This is a genomic window from Salinibacterium sp. SWN167 (assembly GCF_015864665.1).
In the GTDB taxonomy this organism is placed as follows: domain Bacteria; phylum Actinomycetota; class Actinomycetes; order Actinomycetales; family Microbacteriaceae; genus Rhodoglobus.
In genome coordinates, this window is sequence record NZ_JADYWU010000001.1 from 1,476,982 (window position 1) to 1,496,996 (window position 20,015).

Below are 20,015 nucleotides of genomic sequence, written 5' to 3' on the forward strand. Positions count from 1 at the left end.
CATCATCCTCTCACTCGCGGGAGGGCCGCAATCAACGACCGGGTATACGGATGCTGTGGTGCGAAAAAGATTTCATCCGTCGGGCCCGTCTCCACAATGCGGCCCTCGTTGATGACGGCGACGCGGTCACTCATGTGGCGAATCACGCCGAGATCGTGAGAGATGAAGAGGTAGCTAAGGTGCAGGTGGCGCTGCAGCTCGTCGAGCAGATTCAGCACGCGGGCCTGAGTGGAAACATCCAGTGACGACACTGGCTCGTCGCAGAGGATCGTCTGCGGCCCCGGCGCGAGCGCGCGAGCAATTGCTACCCGCTGGCGCTGGCCACCCGACAAGAGCAGCGGGCGACGGTTCTTCACCGCGCGAGGCAGCCCGACAGCATCGAGCAATTCGTCTGGAGTCGTCAGCGATTGGTGGTTTGCGGATGCTCCAGCGCTCAACGCATCGGTGAGAATGTGCTCGACGCTCAAGCGAGGATCGAACGAGCTCAAGGCATCCTGATAGATGGCACCCAGCGTTGGACGCAGCGGGCGGCGCTCGCGGGAACTCAGCGACCCCCACTCGTGGCCCGCGAGCAGCACTTCGCCGCTGTCGGCCGTCTCCAGTCCAAGGGCGATGCGCGCGATGGTGGTTTTGCCGGAGCCAGACTGACCGACAAGGCCCAGAGTGGTGCCGGAAGTGAGCGTGAGAGAAACGTTGTCGAGCGCCTGAATTGCCGCCCCGTGCGGGGTGGGATAGTGGCGAGATACCCCGCGCAGTTCGAGCGCGGGTAGCGGTGAACCAGCAGCGGTAGCCGTGGCAGCAGCCGCCGTGGTAGCAGCCCCGGCGCTCGCGGAAGTGTCGGGGAGTGTGACGGCCTCGGCATCCGACGGCAACGCCAGCAGCGTTCCCCGCGGCACGTCAACCGGAATCGCCGCCAACAGCTGCTGGGTTGCCGCCGTTGTGGGCGCTCGCAGCAACGCCTTCGTTGCGCCGGTCTCGACGATGCGGCCGGCGCTCATCACGGCCACGCGGTCGGCAATGCGCGAGACAACAGCGAGGTCGTGGGTGATGAGGATCATGGCGGTGCCGCTATTGCGCAGCGATGACAGCAGCTCGAGCACGCGCGCCTGCACCGTGACATCGAGAGCGGTCGTGGGCTCGTCGGCGATGATGAGGGCAGGGCCAGCGGCAATTCCGGCGGCGATGAGCGCGCGCTGGCGCAGTCCGCCCGAGAGCTCGCCGGAGCGCTGGCGGGCTCGCAGCGCAGGATCGGGAATGCCCACGGCATCCAGCAGTTCGAGCACCCGCGCCTGACGCTCACGCTGGCTGAGGGTGGTGTGCAGCCGCAGCACATCATCGATTTCACGGCCGACCGGGCGCAGAGGGTCGAGCGACACGAGCGCATCCTGCAGCACCAGCCCAATGGATGCTCCGCGAATCGTTCGCCACCGTCGAGCACCGGGTGCCGGAAGGCTTTCTCCCGCCAGACTCAACTCGCTGAAGCTCACGTGGGCTCCGGCGGGCGCAAGCCCGAGCAGGGAACGAGCCGTAACGCTCTTGCCCGAGCCCGACTCTCCGACGATGGCGAGGCATTCGCCGGCGGCTACCTCGAAGCTCACGCTATCAACGGCCGGGCGGGCGGTGCGGTCGAAGTGCACGCTGAGGTTGCTCACACGCAGGAGCGGGGTGGCGGTCATCCGCGGGCCTCCTGGCGGGTGCGGGCGTTGAGGGCGCGGCCGAGCACGGTGAACGATGCGGCGGTCGCGACGATGGCGAGACCGGGGAAGACCGTGAGCCACCAGGCGACATCGATGTAGGTGCGGCCACTCGAGAGCATCGCGCCCCATTCGGCGGCGGGCGGGGCGACTCCGAGCCCGAGGAAACCGAGCGATGACGCCCACACGATGGCTTGACCAACGCCGAGGGTGCCGAGCACGAAAATAGGGGAGAGCGCCCCGGGCAGAATGTGTTGCCACACGATGCGGGCTCGTGAGTGGCCCAGAACTGTCGCGGCCTCCACGTAGCTGGCGCTGCGCACGCTCCGAAGTTGGCTGCGGATAATGCGGGCGTAGCCGGGCGCGGTCGAGAGCCCAACCGCCACCGTTGAGGTGACAACGCCGGGGCCGGCAATCGCGATGAACACGAGCGCGAGCAGCAGGCCGGGAAGAGCGAACATCACCTCAACAATGCGCGTGCTCACGAAGTCGCCAAGCCTGCTGCCGAGGCCGCCGAGCAGCCCCAGGATGAGCGCGAGGCCGAGCCCGACGACGGTGGCGGCAATTCCGATGAGCAGGGAGTTTCCGGCTCCGAAAACGACACGGGTGTACACATCGCGACCGGACTCGTCGGTGCCGAAGAAGTGGGCAGCCGATGGTGATTGGAAGGCCTCGGCAGGGGCCACGGCATCCGGGTCAGCGGTCGTGATGAGCTGCGGCGCGAGAGCAGCGGTCAGAATAAGCGCAAGTACGGCCAGCGCGATGATGACGCCCGTGTTGCGCAGTAATCCGCGGCGACCCCGGATGCCGAGAGCGCGTCCCGAAGGCTGCGAGAGACGGCCAGCCAAGATTTCGGTCATCGTGCTGCCACCTCCGTCACGCGCGGATCGACGATGCGGTCAACGGCATCCGTCGCGATTGTCACCAGGATGAAGGTCAGCGCGGAGAGGAGGGCGACGGCGGTGACGACGGGGATGTCGCGAATGGTGACAGCGTTGAGGAGTGTTCGGCCGAGGCCGGGACGGGCAAAGATCGTTTCGACGACCACGGCGCCGCTCAGGAGCGAGCCGAAGGCCCAGCCGGAGAGCGAGATGCCGGGAAGGGCTGCGTGCCGCAGAACGTGCCGGAGTCGCACGCCCCACTCGCTCTCGCCGCGAGCGCGCGCTGACAGCACGAAGGGCTGCTCGTAGGCGTTCGCGAGAGACTCGCGCATCACTTGGCCGAGGAAGCCTGTGAGAGGCAGAGCAAGGGTGAGCACGGGCAGCACGAGCCCGAGCGGACCGGGCACGCTAATCGGCGGAAGCCAGTGCAACGTATTGCTCAGCAAAATGATGAGCAGCGATGCCAACCAGAAATGCGGAACGGCAGCGGCCAGCAGTTCGAGCCCGGAGCCCAACGCGCGTGCAACGCGACCGCGACCGCTCGTAGCCAGCGTGAGGGTAAGGGCACCAAGCCAGGCCACCACGAGAGAAACGATCGTGAGCACGAGCGTCGACCAGAGTTGCGTCAGCACATAGGGAGCCACCGCGACCTTGAGCGCGTAAGACGTGCCGAAGTCAGCAACGGCGAGCTTGCCCATCGCCAGAAAATACTGAACGATCAGCGGCTGGTCGAGGCCATAGTCGGCGCGAATCTGAGCCACCGCTTCGGCGGACGCTTGAGAACCAGGGCCGCCCAGAATTGCATCCACCGGATCGCCCGGAATCAACCGCAGCGCAAAGAAAATGACCGTCGCGACCGCCCATAAAACAAACACGCCGCCGCCCACCCGGCGCGCGATCCACCCCAGCGACCGCAATCGCGTCGCTGGGGTGGAGACACTCGCTGCTGCAGGAGCGTCAGTCGAAACCGTCACAGAGGGCGTTCCTTTAGTTGCTCAACCACGCATCGTAGAACGTCGGGGCGGCGACCGGCGGCAGAGCTCGGAAGCCCTTGACACTCGTGCTGTAGAGGTAGTGGTTCTGCTGGTCGTACAGGGGCAGAACGTAGAAGCCGCCAACAATGATCGACTGAGCCTCGGCGTATAGTTCTTGGCGCTCGCCGGCGTCCGAGACTTCGCTAGCGGTTGTCAGAATCTCATCGAGAGCGGGGTCGCTCAGCTGGGCGAGGTTCGCGTAGTACCCGCTCGGCGCCGGGATGATCGAGTCTGAGTGGTACAGGATGCGCAGCACGTCAGCGCCGACCTTCGTGTACGGAGCGCTCACGAGGTTGTACTCGTTCGTGAACAGAGCGCCGTACCAGGACGACAAATCTGTCGGCTGCAGGATGACCTCAAAACCGACGTCCTTCGCTGAGGCCTGAATCTGCTCAAACAGGGACTGCTCTGCCGGGATCGACTGGTTCGTGCTGATCGGGAACGTCAGGCTCAGGCGCTCGCCGTCTTTCGTGCGGTAACCGTCGGAGTCGATCGTGTCCCAGCCTGCCTCGTCGAGCAGCGTCTTCGCCGCGTCCGGGTCCGTAGTGAACACATCGGGCGTCGAGATGCCCGCAGGCTCGACACTCGAGAGCACGGAGTACGAACGCTCGGCCGTTCCGAAGAACAGGCTCTCGATGCCGGGGTTCACATCCACGGACCGGATGAAGGCTTCGCGCACCCGGATGTCGTCGAACGGTGCCTTGCCCGAGTTCAGTTCGATGCGGTTGGCGGCGCCGGGGCGCGGTGCATCGAGCTCTTCGATGGTCGCCACATCGGCGGCAGACGAGATGTTGTTGGGCTGCGCGTTGTCGATCACGTCAACGTCGCCCGACTGGAGGGCGGCATAGCGCGTGGCGGCATCCGGAATGAAACGCCATTCAATGGCGTCGAGACGGGCCGCACCGGTGTGCTCGGCGTCAGCGGGAGCCGAGTTGTAATCCTCGTTGCGTTCGAGGGTGACCGACTGCTGCTTGACCCAATCGGTCACGATGAAGGGACCGGTGCCGACCGGGCTTTCGCAGTTGGTGGCTTGGTCGCGTTCGAGCGCGGTGGGGGATTGGATGCTCACCCACGGCTGCGAGAACGATTCGAGTAGCGCGCTATCCGGTGCTGACAGGGTGAAGCGCACCTGATCGGCGGCGAGGGCTTTGATGCCGTCAATCTTGCCCACGGCGAGGTAGCCCGTTGAGGAAGCGGTGTCGGGGTCTTTCAAGTGCTCGATGTTCGCTTTGACGGCCTCTGCGTCGAAGGGGGTGCCGTCCGTGAAGTTCACATCGTCTCGCAGCGTGAAGTCCCACGTGAGCCCGTCGTCGCTCTCGATCCAATCGGTCGCGAGCCACGGAATGATCTCGCCGTCGCTGTTCTTCGAGACGAGCGATTCAAGGTACTGAGTGCTGATGAGTCCCTGCGGGTAGTTGCCGCCGACGTGCGGGTCGAGGCAGCCGGGCTCGGCATCGCCGGTCGCGTAAACGAGCGTACCGCCATCAACGGGCTCAGCAGTCGGTTCGCTGGCCGCTGTGCAGCCGGCAAGAAGTGCGGCACTGGCCGCAATCGAGAGGGGGACGAGCAGGATGCGGGGCGCGTTCACGGGGATCCTTTTGTGAGGGAGGAATGCTGCTCGGATGCGAGCCTCTCAATTATTGTTGAACTGAGTACATTAAGTCCAACTGGGCAAAAAACCGGGCCGGTGTGCCTGAGCACAACCGACCCGGTTGGTGAAGCTAAACGACCCTGAAGGGGTGTGCCTTAGTTCTGCTTGCGCGAGAACTTGGTGGCGATCTTCCACGTGGTGGGGATCACGGCTGCGGCGATGCCGGCCTTGATGAGTCCACCGATGATGAAGGGGTAGAGGCCCCACGCGAGAACCTGCTCGAGCGTGCCGCCGGTCACGAGGGCTAGCCACGTGAGGCCGAACGCGAAGGTGACGACGGTGCCCCCGACGAACGATAGCGCAGCGCCGAGGAACTTCTTGTCCCAGTCGCGCTGAGCGAGCCAGCCGGTGAAGGCAGCGGCGAAGATGAAACCGACGATGTAGCCACCGGTGGTGCCCGCGAGAACGTTGAGCCCAGAGGATGCTTCGCTGAAGACGGGGAGCCCAACCAGGCCGAGCAGTGCGTACAGCGCCATCGAGATCGCGCCACGCGTCGCGCCGAGCGACGCACCAACAAGCAGCACAGCAAGCGTCTGGCCCGTGATCGGTACGGGGTACAGCGGCACAACAACCTGGGCCATCACAGCAGTAAGAGCGGCGCCGGCGGCAACGAGCGTGATGTCAGTGGCGAGGCTACGAGAAAAGACGGTGTCGGCGAGCGTGGGCCGGCCGAGGGTCAAAGTGAGAGTCGACACGCGACGCTCCTTTCCTTTGTCTGCGAACTGTGAAGAGCCCTACCTGAATAGGCGGGTGCCTGAATAACCCTAGTCATAGTTCGCGGCGAGCTGTGTGCGCCTCGTGCTAACAAACCTGCTCAGATTTGTGGGATGCGTAACAATCGCGATTCTCACGCCGCCGGAGTGGCAGGCGCTGCAATGGCTGTCGCATCGCCCACTACCGGCGGAGCCAAGAACAATGTGCCCTGGATGACGCTCCCCGCAAACGTGCGCAGTGCCACGAGCACCCAGGCTCCCACAAGAGCTACGAAGCTCACGAGCGCCATCATCTCGAGCACCGCGGAACCGGTAGCCGCGGCGAGCACGCTCAGCGCCACCACCATGTTGCCCACCGGGAAGGTGAACGACCACCACGTGAGGCTGAACGGCATACCGCGGCGGGCAGTGTGCACGGTCATCGCGATTGCTAGCGCCGTCCAGAGAAGTGCAAAACCGAGCGTGGGGATGCCGTAGATGAACCCGAAGACGCGGAGCGCTTCGGCGAGTTCAGTCGCCACGGCGAACGGAGCAGCTGCTCCCAGCACGACTACAGCGGTAATTGACTGGCCGAGGGGGCCGAGCACAATCCACAGAGTGGGAACGGCTGCTGAGTTGCCAATGTTGTGTCGTGCTAGCCGGCCCCAGATCAGCGGAAGGATCACCGCGGTAGCGATCATACTGAGCCCGAACATCGCGTAGCAGGCGATCAGCATCGTCAATCGAGCTTCGCCCTCAGGTAAGAACGGGATCAGCGGTGCTCCGGCTGCTGCCGAGACCAGGGGCGGGACCACCGGCATGATCCAGCCTCCGAACGGCGATTGATCCGTGATGGCTGACGACGTGAAGGTCAAGAACGGCACAATCACGGCGGTCGCGAGGCCAAGCACGGTGCCGATCGACCAGAGCACAAGCGAGACGGTGAGCGCAGCATCCGCCCCCATGATGTCGGGGCCGAACAGCAATGCACCAGCCCCGATCGTCAGAATTGCCAGCGGCGGAGCCCCATAGAAATGAACCATTGCCGGATGCCGGTGGTGCGAAAGTGCGACCTCGCGGTGGGCGATCCAGTGCGCTGCGCTCGCAGCGATGAGCCCCACGAGCAAGACGGTCGCGATCACCCAGACGGTGCTCGCAAACACGTGGAGTTGTGGGGCGATCAAGGGAAGCGTTGCAGCAGCATTCGCGACGATTCCGGTGCCCATGACAGAGGCGAACCAGTTCGGGCTGATGTTCGAGATCACGAGGCGCGGGCTGCTGAGATCGCGCAAGAGCAGTCGGCGGCGCTCGCGCACGGCGGGGGCGTCGTTGGCGGTGCCGGTGCCGGGGCTCGCGGGGCGCAGGCGAGGGGTGTGGCGGCTCATGCGTCGTTTCTGAGTATCGAAGGGGCAACGGGTGTCGGTCCACCGGTGCAACCGCGTGCGTTCGCGCAACATTCCCGTAGCCTTGAGCCACCTCGGTGCCGCACCGTGTTGTCGCTTCGGCTGCGGGGGATTCTGCGCCTAGCCCCGCACTGGAGGAACCATGACAGAGCTCGTGATCATTGCCGTTGTGGTGTTCGCCTTCGCAATGGTCTCGCGACGGCTGGCTTTGTCTCCCGTTACCGCACCGATGGTCTTCACTGCCGTGGGTATCTTGCTCGGCACGGCGGGCGCGCAATGGTTTCACCTTGATCTCAAGAGCGACGTTGTGTCGATCTTGGTTGAGGCCACGCTGGTGCTGGTTCTCTTCACGGATGCGGTGCGCATCGATCTTCGGGCGTTGCGCAAGCAAGTCTTGCTTCCGCTGCGCTTGCTGGGCATAGGGCTTCCGCTCACGATTGTGCTCGGTGCAGTAGCGGCAGCGGCACTCTTCGACCAGCTCACTTTTATCGAAGCAGCGCTCATCGCTGCGATTCTTGCCCCGACGGATGCCGCGCTCGGTCAGGCGGTCGTCAGCGATAAACGGTTGCCGGTTCGGATTCGGCAAGCCCTCAACGTCGAGAGCGGACTGAACGACGGAATCATGGTTCCGGTTGTCACCGTTTTTCTCGCCGTTGCGGCGGCAGAGACCGGGGTGGCCTCGAGCGAAAGCTGGGGCGTTTTTGCCGCGCAGCAGATCGGTTTCGGGATCCTCGTGGGTGGTGGCGTCGGGGCTATTGGCGGGTGGCTGCTGAGCCGCGCGTCGAGCGCCGGGCAGGTGGACGGCATCTATCGCCAACTCGCGACCATTGCCATCGCCGTGGCGGCTTATGCGAGCGCCGGTGTTGTCGGAGGGAACGGGTTCATAGCCGCGTTCGTGGCTGGCCTCGCCTTCAGCGCGATCGCGCGTGACCATTGCAAAGACGTTCAGGATTTCACCGAAGACGAGGGCGAGCTCCTGAGCTCGATCACGTTCTTGGTATTCGGTGCGGTGCTCGCGGCTCCCATTCTGACATCCCTCACGTGGCAAATCGCGCTGTACGTCGTGTTGTCATTGACGGTGGTGCGGATGGTTCCCGTGCTCATCTCGATGGCGTGGTCGGGCACCCGCTTTGAAACCCGGCTCTTCATCGGATGGTTTGGACCGCGTGGGCTTGCCTCTATTCTGTTCGCGCTGTTGGTATTCGATGAGCTCAGTGGCTCCGTTGCCGACACCGTGTTCTCCGTAGCGGTCTGGACAATCCTCGTCAGCGTCTTTGCGCACGGCGCGACGGCTAGCCCGTGGACTGCCCAACTCGCGCGCCACCTGAGCTCGGCGCCGTCATCCGCGGCCGAATTGAAACATGTGCAGGAGATGCCGGCACGTCGTCGTTTCTAAGTCCCATCTTGATCCATCTAAAGCGCGCTTGTGCTAGTCCAACTAGAACAATTAGAATGCCGTCATGCTAGTTCGAGTGGATCCCGCGTCAGAGACGCCGCTCTTTGAGCAGCTCGCGGCGAGCATCCGCCAATCCGTCATCGACAGAACTGTCACGGCCGGGGATAGACTCCCCAGTGCGCGAGAATTGGCCAGTTCTCTCGGCGTTAATATGCACACGGTCTTGCATGCCTATCAAGAATTGCGCGATGAGGGATTCATCGAACTCCGCCGCGGCCGTGGGGCCATCGTTGCCACCACTGACCACAGCTACGATTCGCTTGCCGATGGCATCACCGCGATTGTTGCTGAAGCGCGCACCCACAACGTTTCACTCGCTACTCTTACCGCCCTCATCCGAGAGGAATACCAATGACCCTTCCCGCCGAGAACGTTTCACCCCAACTCACGCGAAACCGCCGGCTGATCATTGTGATCGGCGTGGTGATTCCCCTTGTGATTGCGTTGGCCGCTGCGTTCATCATGGCGTTGTGGATTCCCGAGCTTCCGAGCCCGGTTGCCTCGCACTGGGGAACCACGGGTCCAGACGGATACTCCACTGTGGGCAGCGTGATTGTGTTGCCGCTACTGATGACGCTGGTCTTCGCGGCGCTTGCCGCCTTTGCCAGCTGGAAGGGTGGCCCCAACGGCGGAATGCTCTGGGGGCACAAGATCATGGTGGCCGCATCCATGTTCCTGTCGATCACGCTCAGCGTCACAGCGGCGGGCTCACTTGCTGTTCAGCGAGGACTTGAGAACGCTGAGAATGCTCCTGCGATCGGGGGAATTGCCATTGCCGCATTCCCCATCGCGCTCGTCATGGCTCTGTTTGCGTGGCTCATGCTTCCTGCCGCGGAGTACATCACGTCGACCCCTGTTACCGCGAAGCCCATCGCGGGGGCTGCTACGCAGCGCGTGCACTTCTCGACTACAACGCGGGTTGGTCCCGGCGTCGTGATCATCGTCGGTGCTGCCCTCGCAGCATTAGCAATCGCGCTCGCAGTGCAGGCCGTCAGCAATCCCGAGCAACTTCTCTTACCCGCCGTCATCGGCCTCTTTGTGATTGCGCTGGCCGTCAGCACGCTTTCCTGGCGTGTGACGATCGATCAGCGCGGACTCAAAGTTCGCTCCGCTATCGGTTTTCCTCGCATCACCATTGCGCCCGACCAGATCGAGTCCGTCGCCGTCGTCGACGTGAACCCCATGGGTGAATTCGGTGGCTACGGCTGGCGTTGGGCGCCCGATGGCCGCAGCGGTATCGTGCTCTCCAAGGGCGACGCCATTGAAGTGACGCGGATGAACGGCAAAAAGTTCATCGTCACGATGCACGATGCCCAGCTCGGTGCCGAAACGCTCGCTACGGTCGCCAAGAAATAGCGCTCAGAAATAGCGCTCAGCGGTCAGCTAACTCGCGTATCATTGCTGCCACACGCTATGAACCGGCTATCACCGGGGAGCGTTCGGAAGAAACCATCTCAACTTCAGCTTCGGCAGGGGAGCGGGCGGCGGTAGAACCGAACGGGTAAGCCCGTTACAGCGATATGAGTGGTGTGCCTCTGGGTGCATAAGCGGGGTGGTACCGCGGCTGAAAGGTCGTCCTCGTGCAGATTATTCGCACCTACGTACCACTGGAGCCTCATGTCGTATCCCCGCCACAGCTCAGATGATTCCGTCGCGCCGTCCCCGAAGTTTCCGGCGATCGAAGAGCAAGTGCTCTCGTACTGGAAGGCAGACGGCACTTTTCAGGCATCCATTGATCAGCGTGAAGGCGCCGATGAATGGGTCTTCTACGACGGTCCGCCTTTCGCCAATGGCCTCCCGCACTACGGTCACCTGCTGACCGGCTACGCCAAAGACCTCTTTCCGCGCTTCCAGACCATGCGCGGCAAGCAAGTGCACCGCCGCTTCGGCTGGGACACCCACGGACTCCCCGCTGAGCTCGAAGCGATGCGCCAGCTCGGCATCACCGAGAAAAGCCAGATCGAAGAGATGGGCATCGACAAATTCAATGCCGCCGCTCGCGAATCGGTGCTCAAGTACACGGGAGAATGGCAAGAGTATGTAACCCGCATGGCGCGCTGGGTCGACTTCGAGAACGACTACAAAACCCTTGACGTCAACTTCATGGAAAGCGTCATCTGGGCGTTTAAGCAGTTGCACACGAAGAACCTCGCCTACGAAGGTTTTCGAGTGCTGCCGTACTGCTGGAATGACGAAACCCCGCTTTCTAACCACGAACTGCGCATGGATGACGATGTCTACAAGATGCGTCAAGACCAGACCGTCACGGTCACGTTCCCTCTCGATGGTGTGAAGGCAGAGGCGTTGGGTCTCACCGGCGTGAAGGCTCTTGCCTGGACGACCACCCCGTGGACGCTCCCCACCAACCTTGCTCTCGCTGTCGGTCCTGACATCGACTACGCGGTGCTGCCTGCTGGCCCGCTCGGTGCTGGCGACGGTTCGGAGCAGGGTTCTGCCCAGTTCATGCTTGCGGGCGACACCATCGCGGCCTACGCGAAAGAACTCGGCTACGAGACTTCTGAGGAAGCTCTTGCTGCAGTCACGCGCACCATCAAGGGTGCCGAACTCGCGGGCGTTCGCTATGACCGCCTCTGGGATTTTTATGCGGATGCCGAAACCTATGGCACCGAAAACGCGTGGCAGTTCTTAGTTGCCGACTACGTTGCCACCGGCGAAGGTACCGGCATCGTGCACCAGGCGCCCGCCTACGGTGAAGATGACCAAAATGTGTGTGCCGCTGCTGGCATCCCCGTTGTCATCTCGGTTGACGATGGTGGCAAGTTCTTGCCGTCGGTGCCGCCCGTTGAAGGCATGCAGGTGTTCGATGCCAACAAGCCGCTCACGAAGTTGTTGCGCGAAGAGGGTCGCCTGCTCAAGGTCGCCAGCTACGAGCACTCCTACCCGCACTGCTGGCGCTGCCGCAACCCGCTGATCTACAAGGCGGTGTCGAGCTGGTTCGTGAAGGTTCCTGAGTTCCGCGACCGCATGGGTGAACTCAACCAGGAGATCAACTGGGTTCCCGAGAACGTCAAGGAGGGCCAGTTCGGCAAGTGGGTGAGCAATGCCCGCGACTGGTCGATCAGCCGTAACCGCTATTGGGGTTCACCGATACCGATCTGGAAGAGCGACAACCCTGACTTCCCGCGCGTGGATGTCTACGGTTCGCTGGCTGAGATCCAAGCCGACTTCGGCCGCTTGCCTCTCAACCACGAGGGCGAACCCGACCTGCACCGCCCGTTTATCGACGAGTTGACGCGACCGAACCCCGACGACCCGAGTGGTCAGTCGACGATGCGCCGCATCGAAGACGTGCTCGACGTGTGGTTCGATTCGGGTTCGATGCCCTTCGCTCAGGTTCACTACCCGTTCGAGAACCAGGAGTGGTTCGACACCCACAGCCCTGCCGACTTCATCGTGGAGTACATCGGTCAGACTCGCGGATGGTTCTACACCCTCCACACGCTCTCGACGGCGTTGTTCGACCGCCCGGCCTTCTCTAACGTCATCAGCCACGGCATCGTGCTCGGCAATGACGGCCAAAAGATGTCGAAGAGCCTGCGTAACTACCCGGATGTCTCCGAGGTGTTCGAGCGTGACGGTGCTGACGCTATGCGCTGGTTCCTGATGTCCAGCTCGGTGATACGCGGCGGAAACCTCATGGTTACCGAAGAGGGCATCCGTGATGGTGTTCGCCAGATGCTGCTGCCGCTGTGGAGCACGTACTACTTCTTCACTCTTTACGCCAACGCTGCCGATAACTATGAGGCGAGTTGGCGCACCGATTCTACGAACGTTCTCGACCGCTACTTGCTCGCTAAGACGCGAGAGCTGATCGAGGATGTCACGGCGGAACTCGACGCGCTCGACAGTCCGATGGCAGCGGCCAAGCTTCGCGACTTCGCTGACGTGCTCACCAACTGGTACGTGCGTCGCAGCCGTGACCGCTTCTGGAGCGGTGATGACAAGGATGCCTTCGACACTCTCTACACGGTCTTGGAGACCGTGGCGCGAGTTGCCGCACCGTTGCTCCCGCTCATCTCGGAAGAGATGTGGCGCGGCCTCACCAATGGCCGCAGCGTGCACCTCACGGACTGGCCTGACGCCGCAGCTTTCCCTGCTGACCACGATCTGGTTGCTTCTATGGACCGCGTGCGTGAGATCGCCTCGAGCGGACTTGCTCTTCGCAAGGCGCGGAGCCTGCGCGTGCGACTGCCCTTGGCTTCGCTGACAGTCGTGAGCGAGACCCCCGCGGCTCTCGCACCGTTCAGTGACATCCTTCGCGATGAGCTCAACGTCAAGGCTGTGAAATTTGACGCTCTCGAAGAAGGTTCGTTGGAGAGTTTCGGCATCACCAAGAAGTTGACCGTCAACGCTCGTGCGCTCGGCCCCCGCGTCGGCAAGCAAGTGCAGCAGGTCATCAAGGAGGCCAAGGCCGGCAACTGGGAAACCACGGCCGACGGCGTTTCGGTCGACGGCATGCCGCTGGAAGCCGGCGAGTACGAGCTCCAGATGGAAGCCGCCGACGAGGCCAGCGCAATCGCGTTCCTCTCCGAGGGTGGCTTTGTGATCATCGACACCCAGCTCACTCCAGAACTCTCGGCGGAGGGCCTTGCTCGCGATGTCATCCGTGCGATTCAGGATGCCCGCAAGGCGGCAGGCTTCGACGTGAGCGACCGCATCTCTCTGACGATTGGTGCGCTAGACCCCGCCGACGAGGAAGCGATCACCTTCCACAACGCGATGATCGCTGCAGAAACGCTTGCAGCGCAATCCACCGTTCAGGCCTTCGCGAATGATCTCGAAGAGGGCACACTAGAGGTGCACCGCACGCAACTCGCGGCAGGAAAATACGCCAATAACGGCGCGCTGGTGATCGACATCACCAAGATGGGAACGACCAATGTCTGACCGCGATGATGAACTCGGCAATGACGGCCAATTCGACGAAAACGGTGACCCCATTGAGGCGTCGCTGACCGACGAAGAACGCGCCGAGCTTGGCCCGGAGCATCCCCTCGCCGACCTCAGCCCCTTTGCGGATGGTTTTGAGGGCACGAATATCGACGAGGATTCAGACTTTGAACTCGAAGACACTGAATACCTCTCGGATGCCAACAATGTGTTCGAAGAGCTGCTCGCGCGAGTGGGGGAGCAGGCGCCTCAACCGAGGCTCGAAGCAACTCGTCGCGCCGTCGAGTTGATCGGCGACCCGCAGCGCACTTACCCCGTTATTCACGTCACCGGCACCAACGGCAAGACCTCCACAAGTCGCATCATCGAAAGCATTCTTCGCGCCTATGGGCTGCGCACGGGGCTCATGACGAGTCCGCATCTGGTGCGCGTCAACGAGCGCATCGTGATTGACGGCCGGGCGATTTCGAACCGGGCACTGGCCGAGAACTGGGCTGACATCCGTCCGTTCCTGCTCATGGTCGATGCCGAGCTGATGGCCAAGGGCGAAGAAGCGCTCACCTACTTTGAGGCGCTGACGGTGCTGGCATTCGCGAGCTTTGCGGATGCCCCTATCGACGTCGCCATCCTTGAGGTCGGCATGGGCGGCGAGTGGGATTCCACGAACGTCGCTGACGGTCAAGTTGCCGTGTTCACGCCGATTGCGCTCGATCACACGCATCGTTTGGGTACGACAATCGCGCAGATTGCGCGCACCAAGGCGGGCATCATCAAGCCGGCTGCAGCGATCGTGTCGGCTATTCAGTCGTCGGATGCTCAGATCGAGTTGGAGCGCGCAGCAGACCTCACCGAGTCAACAATTGGTGTTGAGGGCGATGCGTTCGAGCTCCTCAGCAGCAATGTTGCCGTGGGCGGCCAACTTATTTCGGTGCGCGGCCTCGCCGGTACCTACTCTGACCTGTTTATGCCGCTGTTTGGGGAGTTCCAGGGGCACAACGCCGCGCTCGCTATCGCTGCCGTCGAGTCGTTCTTGGGCGCTGGCAGCCAGGCGCTCGTTCACGATGTGCTCGCTGAAGGGCTCGCTACCGTCGCGTCGCCGGGGCGACTGCAGGTTATTGGTGCAGAACCCACCGTGATTGTGGATGCCGCCCACAACCCTCATGGGGCAGCGGCTCTCGCCGCCGCACTCAAGGAATACTTCACCTTCGAAGACATCGCTTTTGTGATCGCGGTCGTTGACGACAAGGACGCTGCTGGCATTGTGGAGGCCCTCGCCCCCGTTGCTAATCGCTTCTACGTGACGGCATCACAATCTGACCGTGCCGTTCCTCCGGAGGAACTCGTTGAGACGGTTCGCGCGTTTACTGATGAGACCACCGATTTTGATTCCTTTGCCGAAGCGATGGAGTTGGCGCGCAGCTGGGCCGCAGAGAACGAACGCCGTGCTGTCGTCGTAACGGGCTCCATCACTCTTGTTGGCGAGGCACTCGCTCTCGCTGAGGCAGAAGGGTGGAAACCGTGACTTCCGCGCCCGCGGTTCGCCGAAAGCGCTCCGTCACCGAACTGCTGCTGAGCATCGTGTTGGTACTCGATGCCACCCTGATCTTCTTCGTCGCGCTCACGGCGTTCGGGCTCAAAGCTCTCGCTCCGGCACCGGCGTTTATCGGGGGAGCGGTTCTGATCCTCGTGTTCGTCGCTCTTGCCCGGATGCTGCACCGCCCGGGTGCCCTCTGGGTTGGTTGGGCGCTGCAGGTCGGTCTCGTTGCTCTTGGTTTCATCCTCACGCCGATGTTTTTCGTGGGGGCAGGTTTCGCTGGCATTTGGATCTATTGCTTCATCAAGGGCCAGCAACTCGACCGCGCCAAAGCCGAAATACTTAACACCCAGTCCATGACCACCACCTCTGAGGAGACACAATGAACATCGAAGAGACCCTTGTACTGATCAAGCCTGACGGCGTTGCTCGCAATCTGACGGGCGAAATCCTTCGCCGCATCGAAGCGAAGGGCTACCAGCTGGTAGACGTGCGTCTTGTGCAGGCGGATGTCGACCTTCTGTCGCAGCACTACGCCGAGCACGAAGGCAAGCCGTTCTACGAGCCGCTGCTCGACTTCATGCAGTCCGGCCCGACGGTCGCGCTTCGCATCACGGGCAACCGTGCAATCGAGGGCTTCCGTTCGCTCGCCGGCACCACTGACCCCACGACGGCAGCTCCCGGAACGATCCGCGGAGATCTCGGTCGTGATTGGGGCCTCGCTGTTCAGCAGAACCTTGTGCACGGCAGCGATTCGCCCGAGTCTGCAGCGCGTGAGCTCGCTCTGTGGTTCTCCTAAATCGCACCCTTTTTACCCTCACGGGTAGGTGACTGATCGGCTGCGTAGCCTCACCCGCAGTGCGTCTCAGGTCACGACACCATGGCGAGAGCCTGACCATCGTCAGGCTCTCGCCATTGTCGTGTTCCCGGTGGGGAATATGTTTAGAGGTAAGCCAGAACGTCGAGTCGATACTGAGCGACGATGGCGATGATGATGTACCCGACGATCGTAATCACCGGCACCCAGCTGTAGGCGGCGCCGGCAGCTTTGCGAAGCGCACGGGGAGCTGGGATCGCGCCGACTTTGAGGTTGCGAAGCGTGACGGCCCAGAACATGGGGATCGTAACGGACCACACAACCATGCACCACGGGCACAGCGTGCCGATGTTGAAAATGCTCTGATAGGCGAGCCACAGAATGAACGTGAAAGCGCCAGCTACGCCAAGGTTGAAGGTGACCCAGAACCAACTATTGAAGCGCGCTCCGGCGAGTATTGCGGCTCCGACAACGACCGGCGCCATGAACGCCACCAGACCAATGATGGGGTTAGGGAAGCCAAACAACGCGCCCTGCGCTGATTCGAGATTGGCCGCGCATTGCACGACGATGCTGAAGTCGCAGCTCAACGTGGCATCCGGGTTTTGGAGTACGTGGAGTTTCTCTAGTGTGAGCTGGAATGAGGCCCAGAGTCCCACTACCCCAGCAAAGATCAGAAAAATAGCGAGGGCGATGGGCCTGTTGCGAACCCCGGAAGCAGTCATGGAGGGATTATCGCACGCGCGCCCAGCTCACTTTCTGAGAATGCGTGCGATAATGAACCGTAGTTATTCCGAGCCGCGCTCGGAACAACACCAAGAAGTCTTCCCGGGCATAGCGACCGGACCAGTTGCGCAACGCTAGTTGCGTGAGTCGAATAGCCAGTTTCGAAGTGCTGTGAGAGAGCACAACTGCAACGCGAGCCACGGGCCCGTTGCAGGACCTGAAGAATTAGTAGCGGTTCCTGAACCATAGGTTTGGTGGGGGAATAGCGCACGAGAGAGTACCCGGTAGGTGGCGCGGTCGCCTACACAGGGCAAGGAGTACACCAGCAATGGTGAATGAAAGCAACAATTCGAAAGATGTTCCGAAGAAGAAAGGCCTTTTCGGTCGCATTCTTCCTTCTTCAAAGGCAGCGGTAGAGAAGCCAGTGGCACAGAAGCCGCAGGTCGAGCAACCCGCCGTTGAGGCTCCGGTTGCAGAGAGCGCACCCCGCGCAGCGAAGGCTGCTCAGCGTCCTGCTGCCAAGACCGCTAGCGAACACCTCGGGCTCGAAGTTCCGGATGCCGTTACCGGCATGAAAGCCACGGCAGTGACCGAGTCCAAGGCCGCGAGCTCCGCTGCGACCGCACCGGATGCCGCACAGGCAGACGCACAATCCGACACCACGTCGACTTCAACGGCATCCACTCGTTCGCGCTCACGCAAGAGCCCTGCCGCCAAGAAGACGACCGAGAAGGCCGCCACAGCGAAAGCCGCTCCGCTGACCCCGCCGTCGACGACGTCGCTGCTTTTTCAGGCACCTGATCTTCCCGACCTGCCCGAACTTCCGGCTCGTTCGTCGCGTTCGCGCAACGACAACGGCGCTGGTTCGGATAACCGCAACGGCGATAACCGCAACGGTGACAACCGCGATGGTCGAGACAACCGCAACAGTGACGGTCGCAAAAACGATAATGATGGCCAAGACGAAGCGGGCAACGTTCGCCGTCGTTCACGCCGTCGTTCCGGTGAGGACGCTCGCCCCGGCGACGAATCACCGAACACGGTTGTTCGGGTTCGCCAGCCGCGCAAGCAGGCAGAGCCCAGCAATGAACCCACTCGGGTCAAGGGCTCTACTCGCCTTGAAGCGAAGAAGCAGCGCCGCCGTGATGGCCGTGACGCTGGTCGTCGTCGTCCCGTAGTAACGGAGAGCGAGTTCCTCGCGCGCCGCGAAAGTGTTGACCGCGTCATGGTGGTCCGCTCGAAGTTTGATCGCATCCAGATTGGTGTTCTCGAAGACGGCGTTTTGGTTGAGCACTATGTAGCGAAGGCTCAAGACGCGAGCCTCATCGGCAACGTTTACCTTGGTCGCGTTCAAAACGTTTTGCCCAGCATGGAAGCAGCATTCGTTGACATCGGGCGCGGCCGCAACGCCGTGCTTTATTCCGGTGAAGTCGACTGGGATGCCGCTGCTGAGAACTCTGCCGATGGCAAGCCGCAGGCTCGTCGCATTGAGCTCGCACTCAAGCCAGGCGACCGTGTGCTTGTTCAGGTCACGAAGGATCCGGTAGGCCACAAGGGTGCCCGACTCACGAGTCAGGTGTCCTTGCCCGGTCGTTACCTCGTTTATGTTCCTAACGGTTCGATGAGCGGCATTAGCCGCAAGCTGCCCGACACGGAACGTTCGCGTCTCAAGAAGATCCTCAAGGGTGTTCTTCCGGAGAACGTCGGTGTCATCGTGCGCACCGCAGCCGAGGGCGCGACTGAAGAGCAGCTCACGCTCGACGTGAACCGTCTGACTAACCAGTGGGCTGACATCAGCGCGCAGGTTGATAACGCTCAAAACCAGGGCCCAGCATTGCTGCACTCGGAACCTGATCTTTTGATCAAGATCATTCGCGATGTCTTCAACGAAGACTTCCACAAGCTTGTCATCGAGGGTGACGACGCCCGCAAGACCATCGAGGGATACGTGCGTTCGGTCGCACCTGACCTGCTCGATCGTCTGCAGTCTCACGAGGGAACCGTTGACTCCTTCGAGGAGTACCGCATTTCTGAGCAGATCGAAAAGGCTCTCGACCGCAAGGTATGGCTGCCCTCGGGCGGTTCGCTTGTGATCGACCGCACCGAAGCGATGACTGTCGTCGACGTCAACACCGGCAAGTTTGTCGGTTCTGGCGGAAACCTCGAAGAGACCGTCACCAAGAACAACGTTGAAGCAGCGGAAGAAATCGTTCGCCAACTGCGCTTGCGTGACATCGGTGGAATCATCGTCGTCGACTTCATCGACATGGTGCTTGAGTCCAACCGTGACCTCGTGCTGCGTCGTCTCGTGGAGTGCTTGAGCCGTGACCGCACGAAGCACCAGGTTGCTGAGGTGACGTCTCTCGGTCTCGTGCAGATGACGCGTAAGAAGCTTGGTCTTGGCCTGCTTGAGACGTTTAGTGAGAACTGTGAAGTATGTGCCGGCCGCGGTGTCGTCGTTCATCACGACCCCGTCACCAAGCACCGCTCGCAGCCGACACAGAACGAGCAGGCTGGCGGCGGACGCCGTGGCCGCAATCGGGGAGGCAACAGCAACTCCGGTGGTTCGAACAACAACTCGGGCAACTCAAACGGCAACAACAACGGCAACGGTGGTGGATCGCAAGCGCAGCAGTCCAACAACTCCGCGAAGAATGCTGCTCCGGCTTCGGCTTCGGCTCCGAGCAATGGCACTCACGCGATCACTGAAGACGTGCGCAACGCGCTTGCTCGTGTTGCCGCGAGCACCGTGGTTCCTGCCGTCGAAAACCCAGCTAGTGAAGCGCCAGCAGTGGATGCCGCGGCATCCGCTCCTGCAGCGACCGAGACGGCGGAGGCTCCCGAGCCCAAGAAGTCACGACGCAGCAAGGGCGGAAACAAGTCAGCTCAGCCCGCTCAGCGCTCGAGTGATGCTGTCGAGCCGGCCGCTGAAGCTTCTGTGGCCATTTTCGACATTCCCATCACCAAGGCCGAGAGCTCGGCCCCCAAGATCAGCACGCAGGATGCGGAGCAGATTCTGGGTTCGGTTCTCGAGGCTCTTCCTGAGCCCAAGCAGCCTGGTCATGGCAAGGCTCGTGGTTCACGTCGCGCCAGCAGTCAGGGAAAGATCGTCAACGCAACGCCCGCCGACGACAACTAGCACGGTGGCACTCGGTACTTTTCGAGTTTCAACTTTGTAAGGTTTACTAGTGACCACGACTTTGCCTGCGAGCGTCG

General features: G+C 62.1%; 15 protein-coding genes. 8 read left to right on the forward strand and 7 right to left on the reverse strand.

From position 1 onward, the window contains the following. Window positions 1–2 precede the first annotated feature (2 nt). From nikE to I6E60_RS07120, 6 genes are all read right to left on the reverse strand, one after another. Window positions 3–1,676, reverse strand: coding sequence for an ABC transporter ATP-binding protein (nikE, locus tag I6E60_RS07095; RefSeq protein WP_197179477.1), 1,674 nt, complete (start codon window positions 1,674–1,676; stop codon window positions 3–5). Then, complete coding sequence (locus I6E60_RS07100; protein ID WP_197179479.1) at window positions 1,673–2,554, reverse strand: ABC transporter permease; 882 nt, start codon at window positions 2,552–2,554, stop codon at window positions 1,673–1,675. The genes nikE and I6E60_RS07100 overlap by 4 nt, the downstream gene beginning before the upstream one ends. Continuing rightward, window positions 2,551–3,549: an ABC transporter permease gene (locus I6E60_RS07105; protein ID WP_197124267.1), complete on the reverse strand. Its 999-nt coding sequence runs from the start codon at window positions 3,547–3,549 to the stop codon at window positions 2,551–2,553. The genes I6E60_RS07100 and I6E60_RS07105 overlap by 4 nt, the downstream gene beginning before the upstream one ends. Before the next feature lie 13 nt (window positions 3,550–3,562). Next, the gene (locus tag I6E60_RS07110) at window positions 3,563–5,197 is read right to left on the reverse strand and encodes an ABC transporter substrate-binding protein (protein ID WP_197179481.1); all 1,635 of its coding nucleotides are present in this window, start codon (window positions 5,195–5,197) and stop codon (window positions 3,563–3,565) included. A gap of 158 nt (window positions 5,198–5,355) precedes the next feature. Further along, a complete protein-coding gene (locus tag I6E60_RS07115; protein ID WP_197179483.1) occupies window positions 5,356–5,955 on the reverse strand; it encodes a biotin transporter BioY in 600 nt (199 codons plus the stop codon). 152 nt (window positions 5,956–6,107) lie between these two features. Next, the gene (locus I6E60_RS07120; RefSeq protein WP_197179485.1) at window positions 6,108–7,337 is read right to left on the reverse strand and encodes a TDT family transporter; all 1,230 of its coding nucleotides are present in this window, start codon (window positions 7,335–7,337) and stop codon (window positions 6,108–6,110) included. A gap of 160 nt (window positions 7,338–7,497) precedes the next feature. Between I6E60_RS07120 and I6E60_RS07125 the strand changes: the two genes are divergently transcribed. The 7 genes from I6E60_RS07125 to ndk all read left to right on the forward strand — a co-directional run bounded on the left by I6E60_RS07125 (window position 7,498) and on the right by ndk (window position 16,055). Continuing rightward, complete coding sequence (locus I6E60_RS07125) at window positions 7,498–8,751, forward strand: sodium:proton antiporter (protein WP_197179486.1); 1,254 nt, start codon at window positions 7,498–7,500, stop codon at window positions 8,749–8,751. Window positions 8,752–8,815: 64 nt separating this feature from the next. Next, window positions 8,816–9,166: a GntR family transcriptional regulator gene (locus I6E60_RS07130; RefSeq protein WP_197179487.1), complete on the forward strand. Its 351-nt coding sequence runs from the start codon at window positions 8,816–8,818 to the stop codon at window positions 9,164–9,166. After that, the gene (locus tag I6E60_RS07135; protein ID WP_197179488.1) at window positions 9,163–10,167 is read left to right on the forward strand and encodes a DUF1648 domain-containing protein; all 1,005 of its coding nucleotides are present in this window, start codon (window positions 9,163–9,165) and stop codon (window positions 10,165–10,167) included. Before I6E60_RS07130 ends, I6E60_RS07135 begins: the two co-directional genes overlap by 4 nt. Before the next feature lie 261 nt (window positions 10,168–10,428). Further along, window positions 10,429–13,719 (forward strand): isoleucine--tRNA ligase, encoded by a 3,291-nt coding sequence (gene ileS, locus I6E60_RS07140; RefSeq protein ID WP_197179489.1) that lies wholly within the window; start codon window positions 10,429–10,431, stop codon window positions 13,717–13,719. Beyond that, complete coding sequence (locus I6E60_RS07145) at window positions 13,712–15,244, forward strand: folylpolyglutamate synthase/dihydrofolate synthase family protein (RefSeq protein ID WP_197124283.1); 1,533 nt, start codon at window positions 13,712–13,714, stop codon at window positions 15,242–15,244. Before ileS ends, I6E60_RS07145 begins: the two co-directional genes overlap by 8 nt. Beyond that, window positions 15,241–15,642, forward strand: coding sequence for a DUF4233 domain-containing protein (locus I6E60_RS07150; protein ID WP_197124285.1), 402 nt, complete (start codon window positions 15,241–15,243; stop codon window positions 15,640–15,642). Before I6E60_RS07145 ends, I6E60_RS07150 begins: the two co-directional genes overlap by 4 nt. Beyond that, window positions 15,639–16,055 (forward strand): nucleoside-diphosphate kinase, encoded by a 417-nt coding sequence (gene ndk, locus I6E60_RS07155; protein WP_197154698.1) that lies wholly within the window; start codon window positions 15,639–15,641, stop codon window positions 16,053–16,055. Before I6E60_RS07150 ends, ndk begins: the two co-directional genes overlap by 4 nt. Before the next feature lie 143 nt (window positions 16,056–16,198). Here the strand turns inward: ndk and I6E60_RS07160 are convergent, their stop codons facing one another. Then, entirely contained in the window at window positions 16,199–16,798 is a 600-nt protein-coding gene (locus I6E60_RS07160) for a vitamin K epoxide reductase family protein (protein ID WP_197124289.1), read from the reverse strand. Window positions 16,799–17,127: 329 nt separating this feature from the next. Between I6E60_RS07160 and I6E60_RS07165 the strand changes: the two genes are divergently transcribed. Beyond that, on the forward strand, window positions 17,128–19,938 hold the full coding sequence (locus tag I6E60_RS07165; protein ID WP_197179490.1) for an Rne/Rng family ribonuclease: 2,811 nt from the start codon (window positions 17,128–17,130) through the stop codon (window positions 19,936–19,938). Window positions 19,939–20,015: the final 77 nt, after the last annotated feature.

Bases quoted from the DNA above. Each gene is read 5' to 3' on its own strand.
- ileS (WP_197179489.1), top strand. From the start codon at position 10,429: ATGTCGTATCCCCGCCACAGCTCAGATGATTCCGTCGCGCCGTCCCCG.
- I6E60_RS07165 (WP_197179490.1), top strand. From the start codon at position 17,128: ATGGTGAATGAAAGCAACAATTCGAAAGATGTTCCGAAGAAGAAAGGC.
- I6E60_RS07135 (WP_197179488.1), top strand. From the start codon at position 9,163: ATGACCCTTCCCGCCGAGAACGTTTCACCCCAACTCACGCGAAACCGC.
- I6E60_RS07125 (WP_197179486.1), top strand. From the start codon at position 7,498: ATGACAGAGCTCGTGATCATTGCCGTTGTGGTGTTCGCCTTCGCAATG.
- nikE (WP_197179477.1), bottom strand. From the start codon at position 1,676: ATGACCGCCACCCCGCTCCTGCGTGTGAGCAACCTCAGCGTGCACTTC.
- I6E60_RS07130 (WP_197179487.1), top strand. From the start codon at position 8,816: ATGCTAGTTCGAGTGGATCCCGCGTCAGAGACGCCGCTCTTTGAGCAG.
- ndk (WP_197154698.1), top strand. From the start codon at position 15,639: ATGAACATCGAAGAGACCCTTGTACTGATCAAGCCTGACGGCGTTGCT.
- I6E60_RS07145 (WP_197124283.1), top strand. From the start codon at position 13,712: ATGTCTGACCGCGATGATGAACTCGGCAATGACGGCCAATTCGACGAA.
- I6E60_RS07120 (WP_197179485.1), bottom strand. From the start codon at position 7,337: ATGAGCCGCCACACCCCTCGCCTGCGCCCCGCGAGCCCCGGCACCGGC.
- I6E60_RS07160 (WP_197124289.1), bottom strand. From the start codon at position 16,798: ATGACTGCTTCCGGGGTTCGCAACAGGCCCATCGCCCTCGCTATTTTT.
- I6E60_RS07100 (WP_197179479.1), bottom strand. From the start codon at position 2,554: ATGACCGAAATCTTGGCTGGCCGTCTCTCGCAGCCTTCGGGACGCGCT.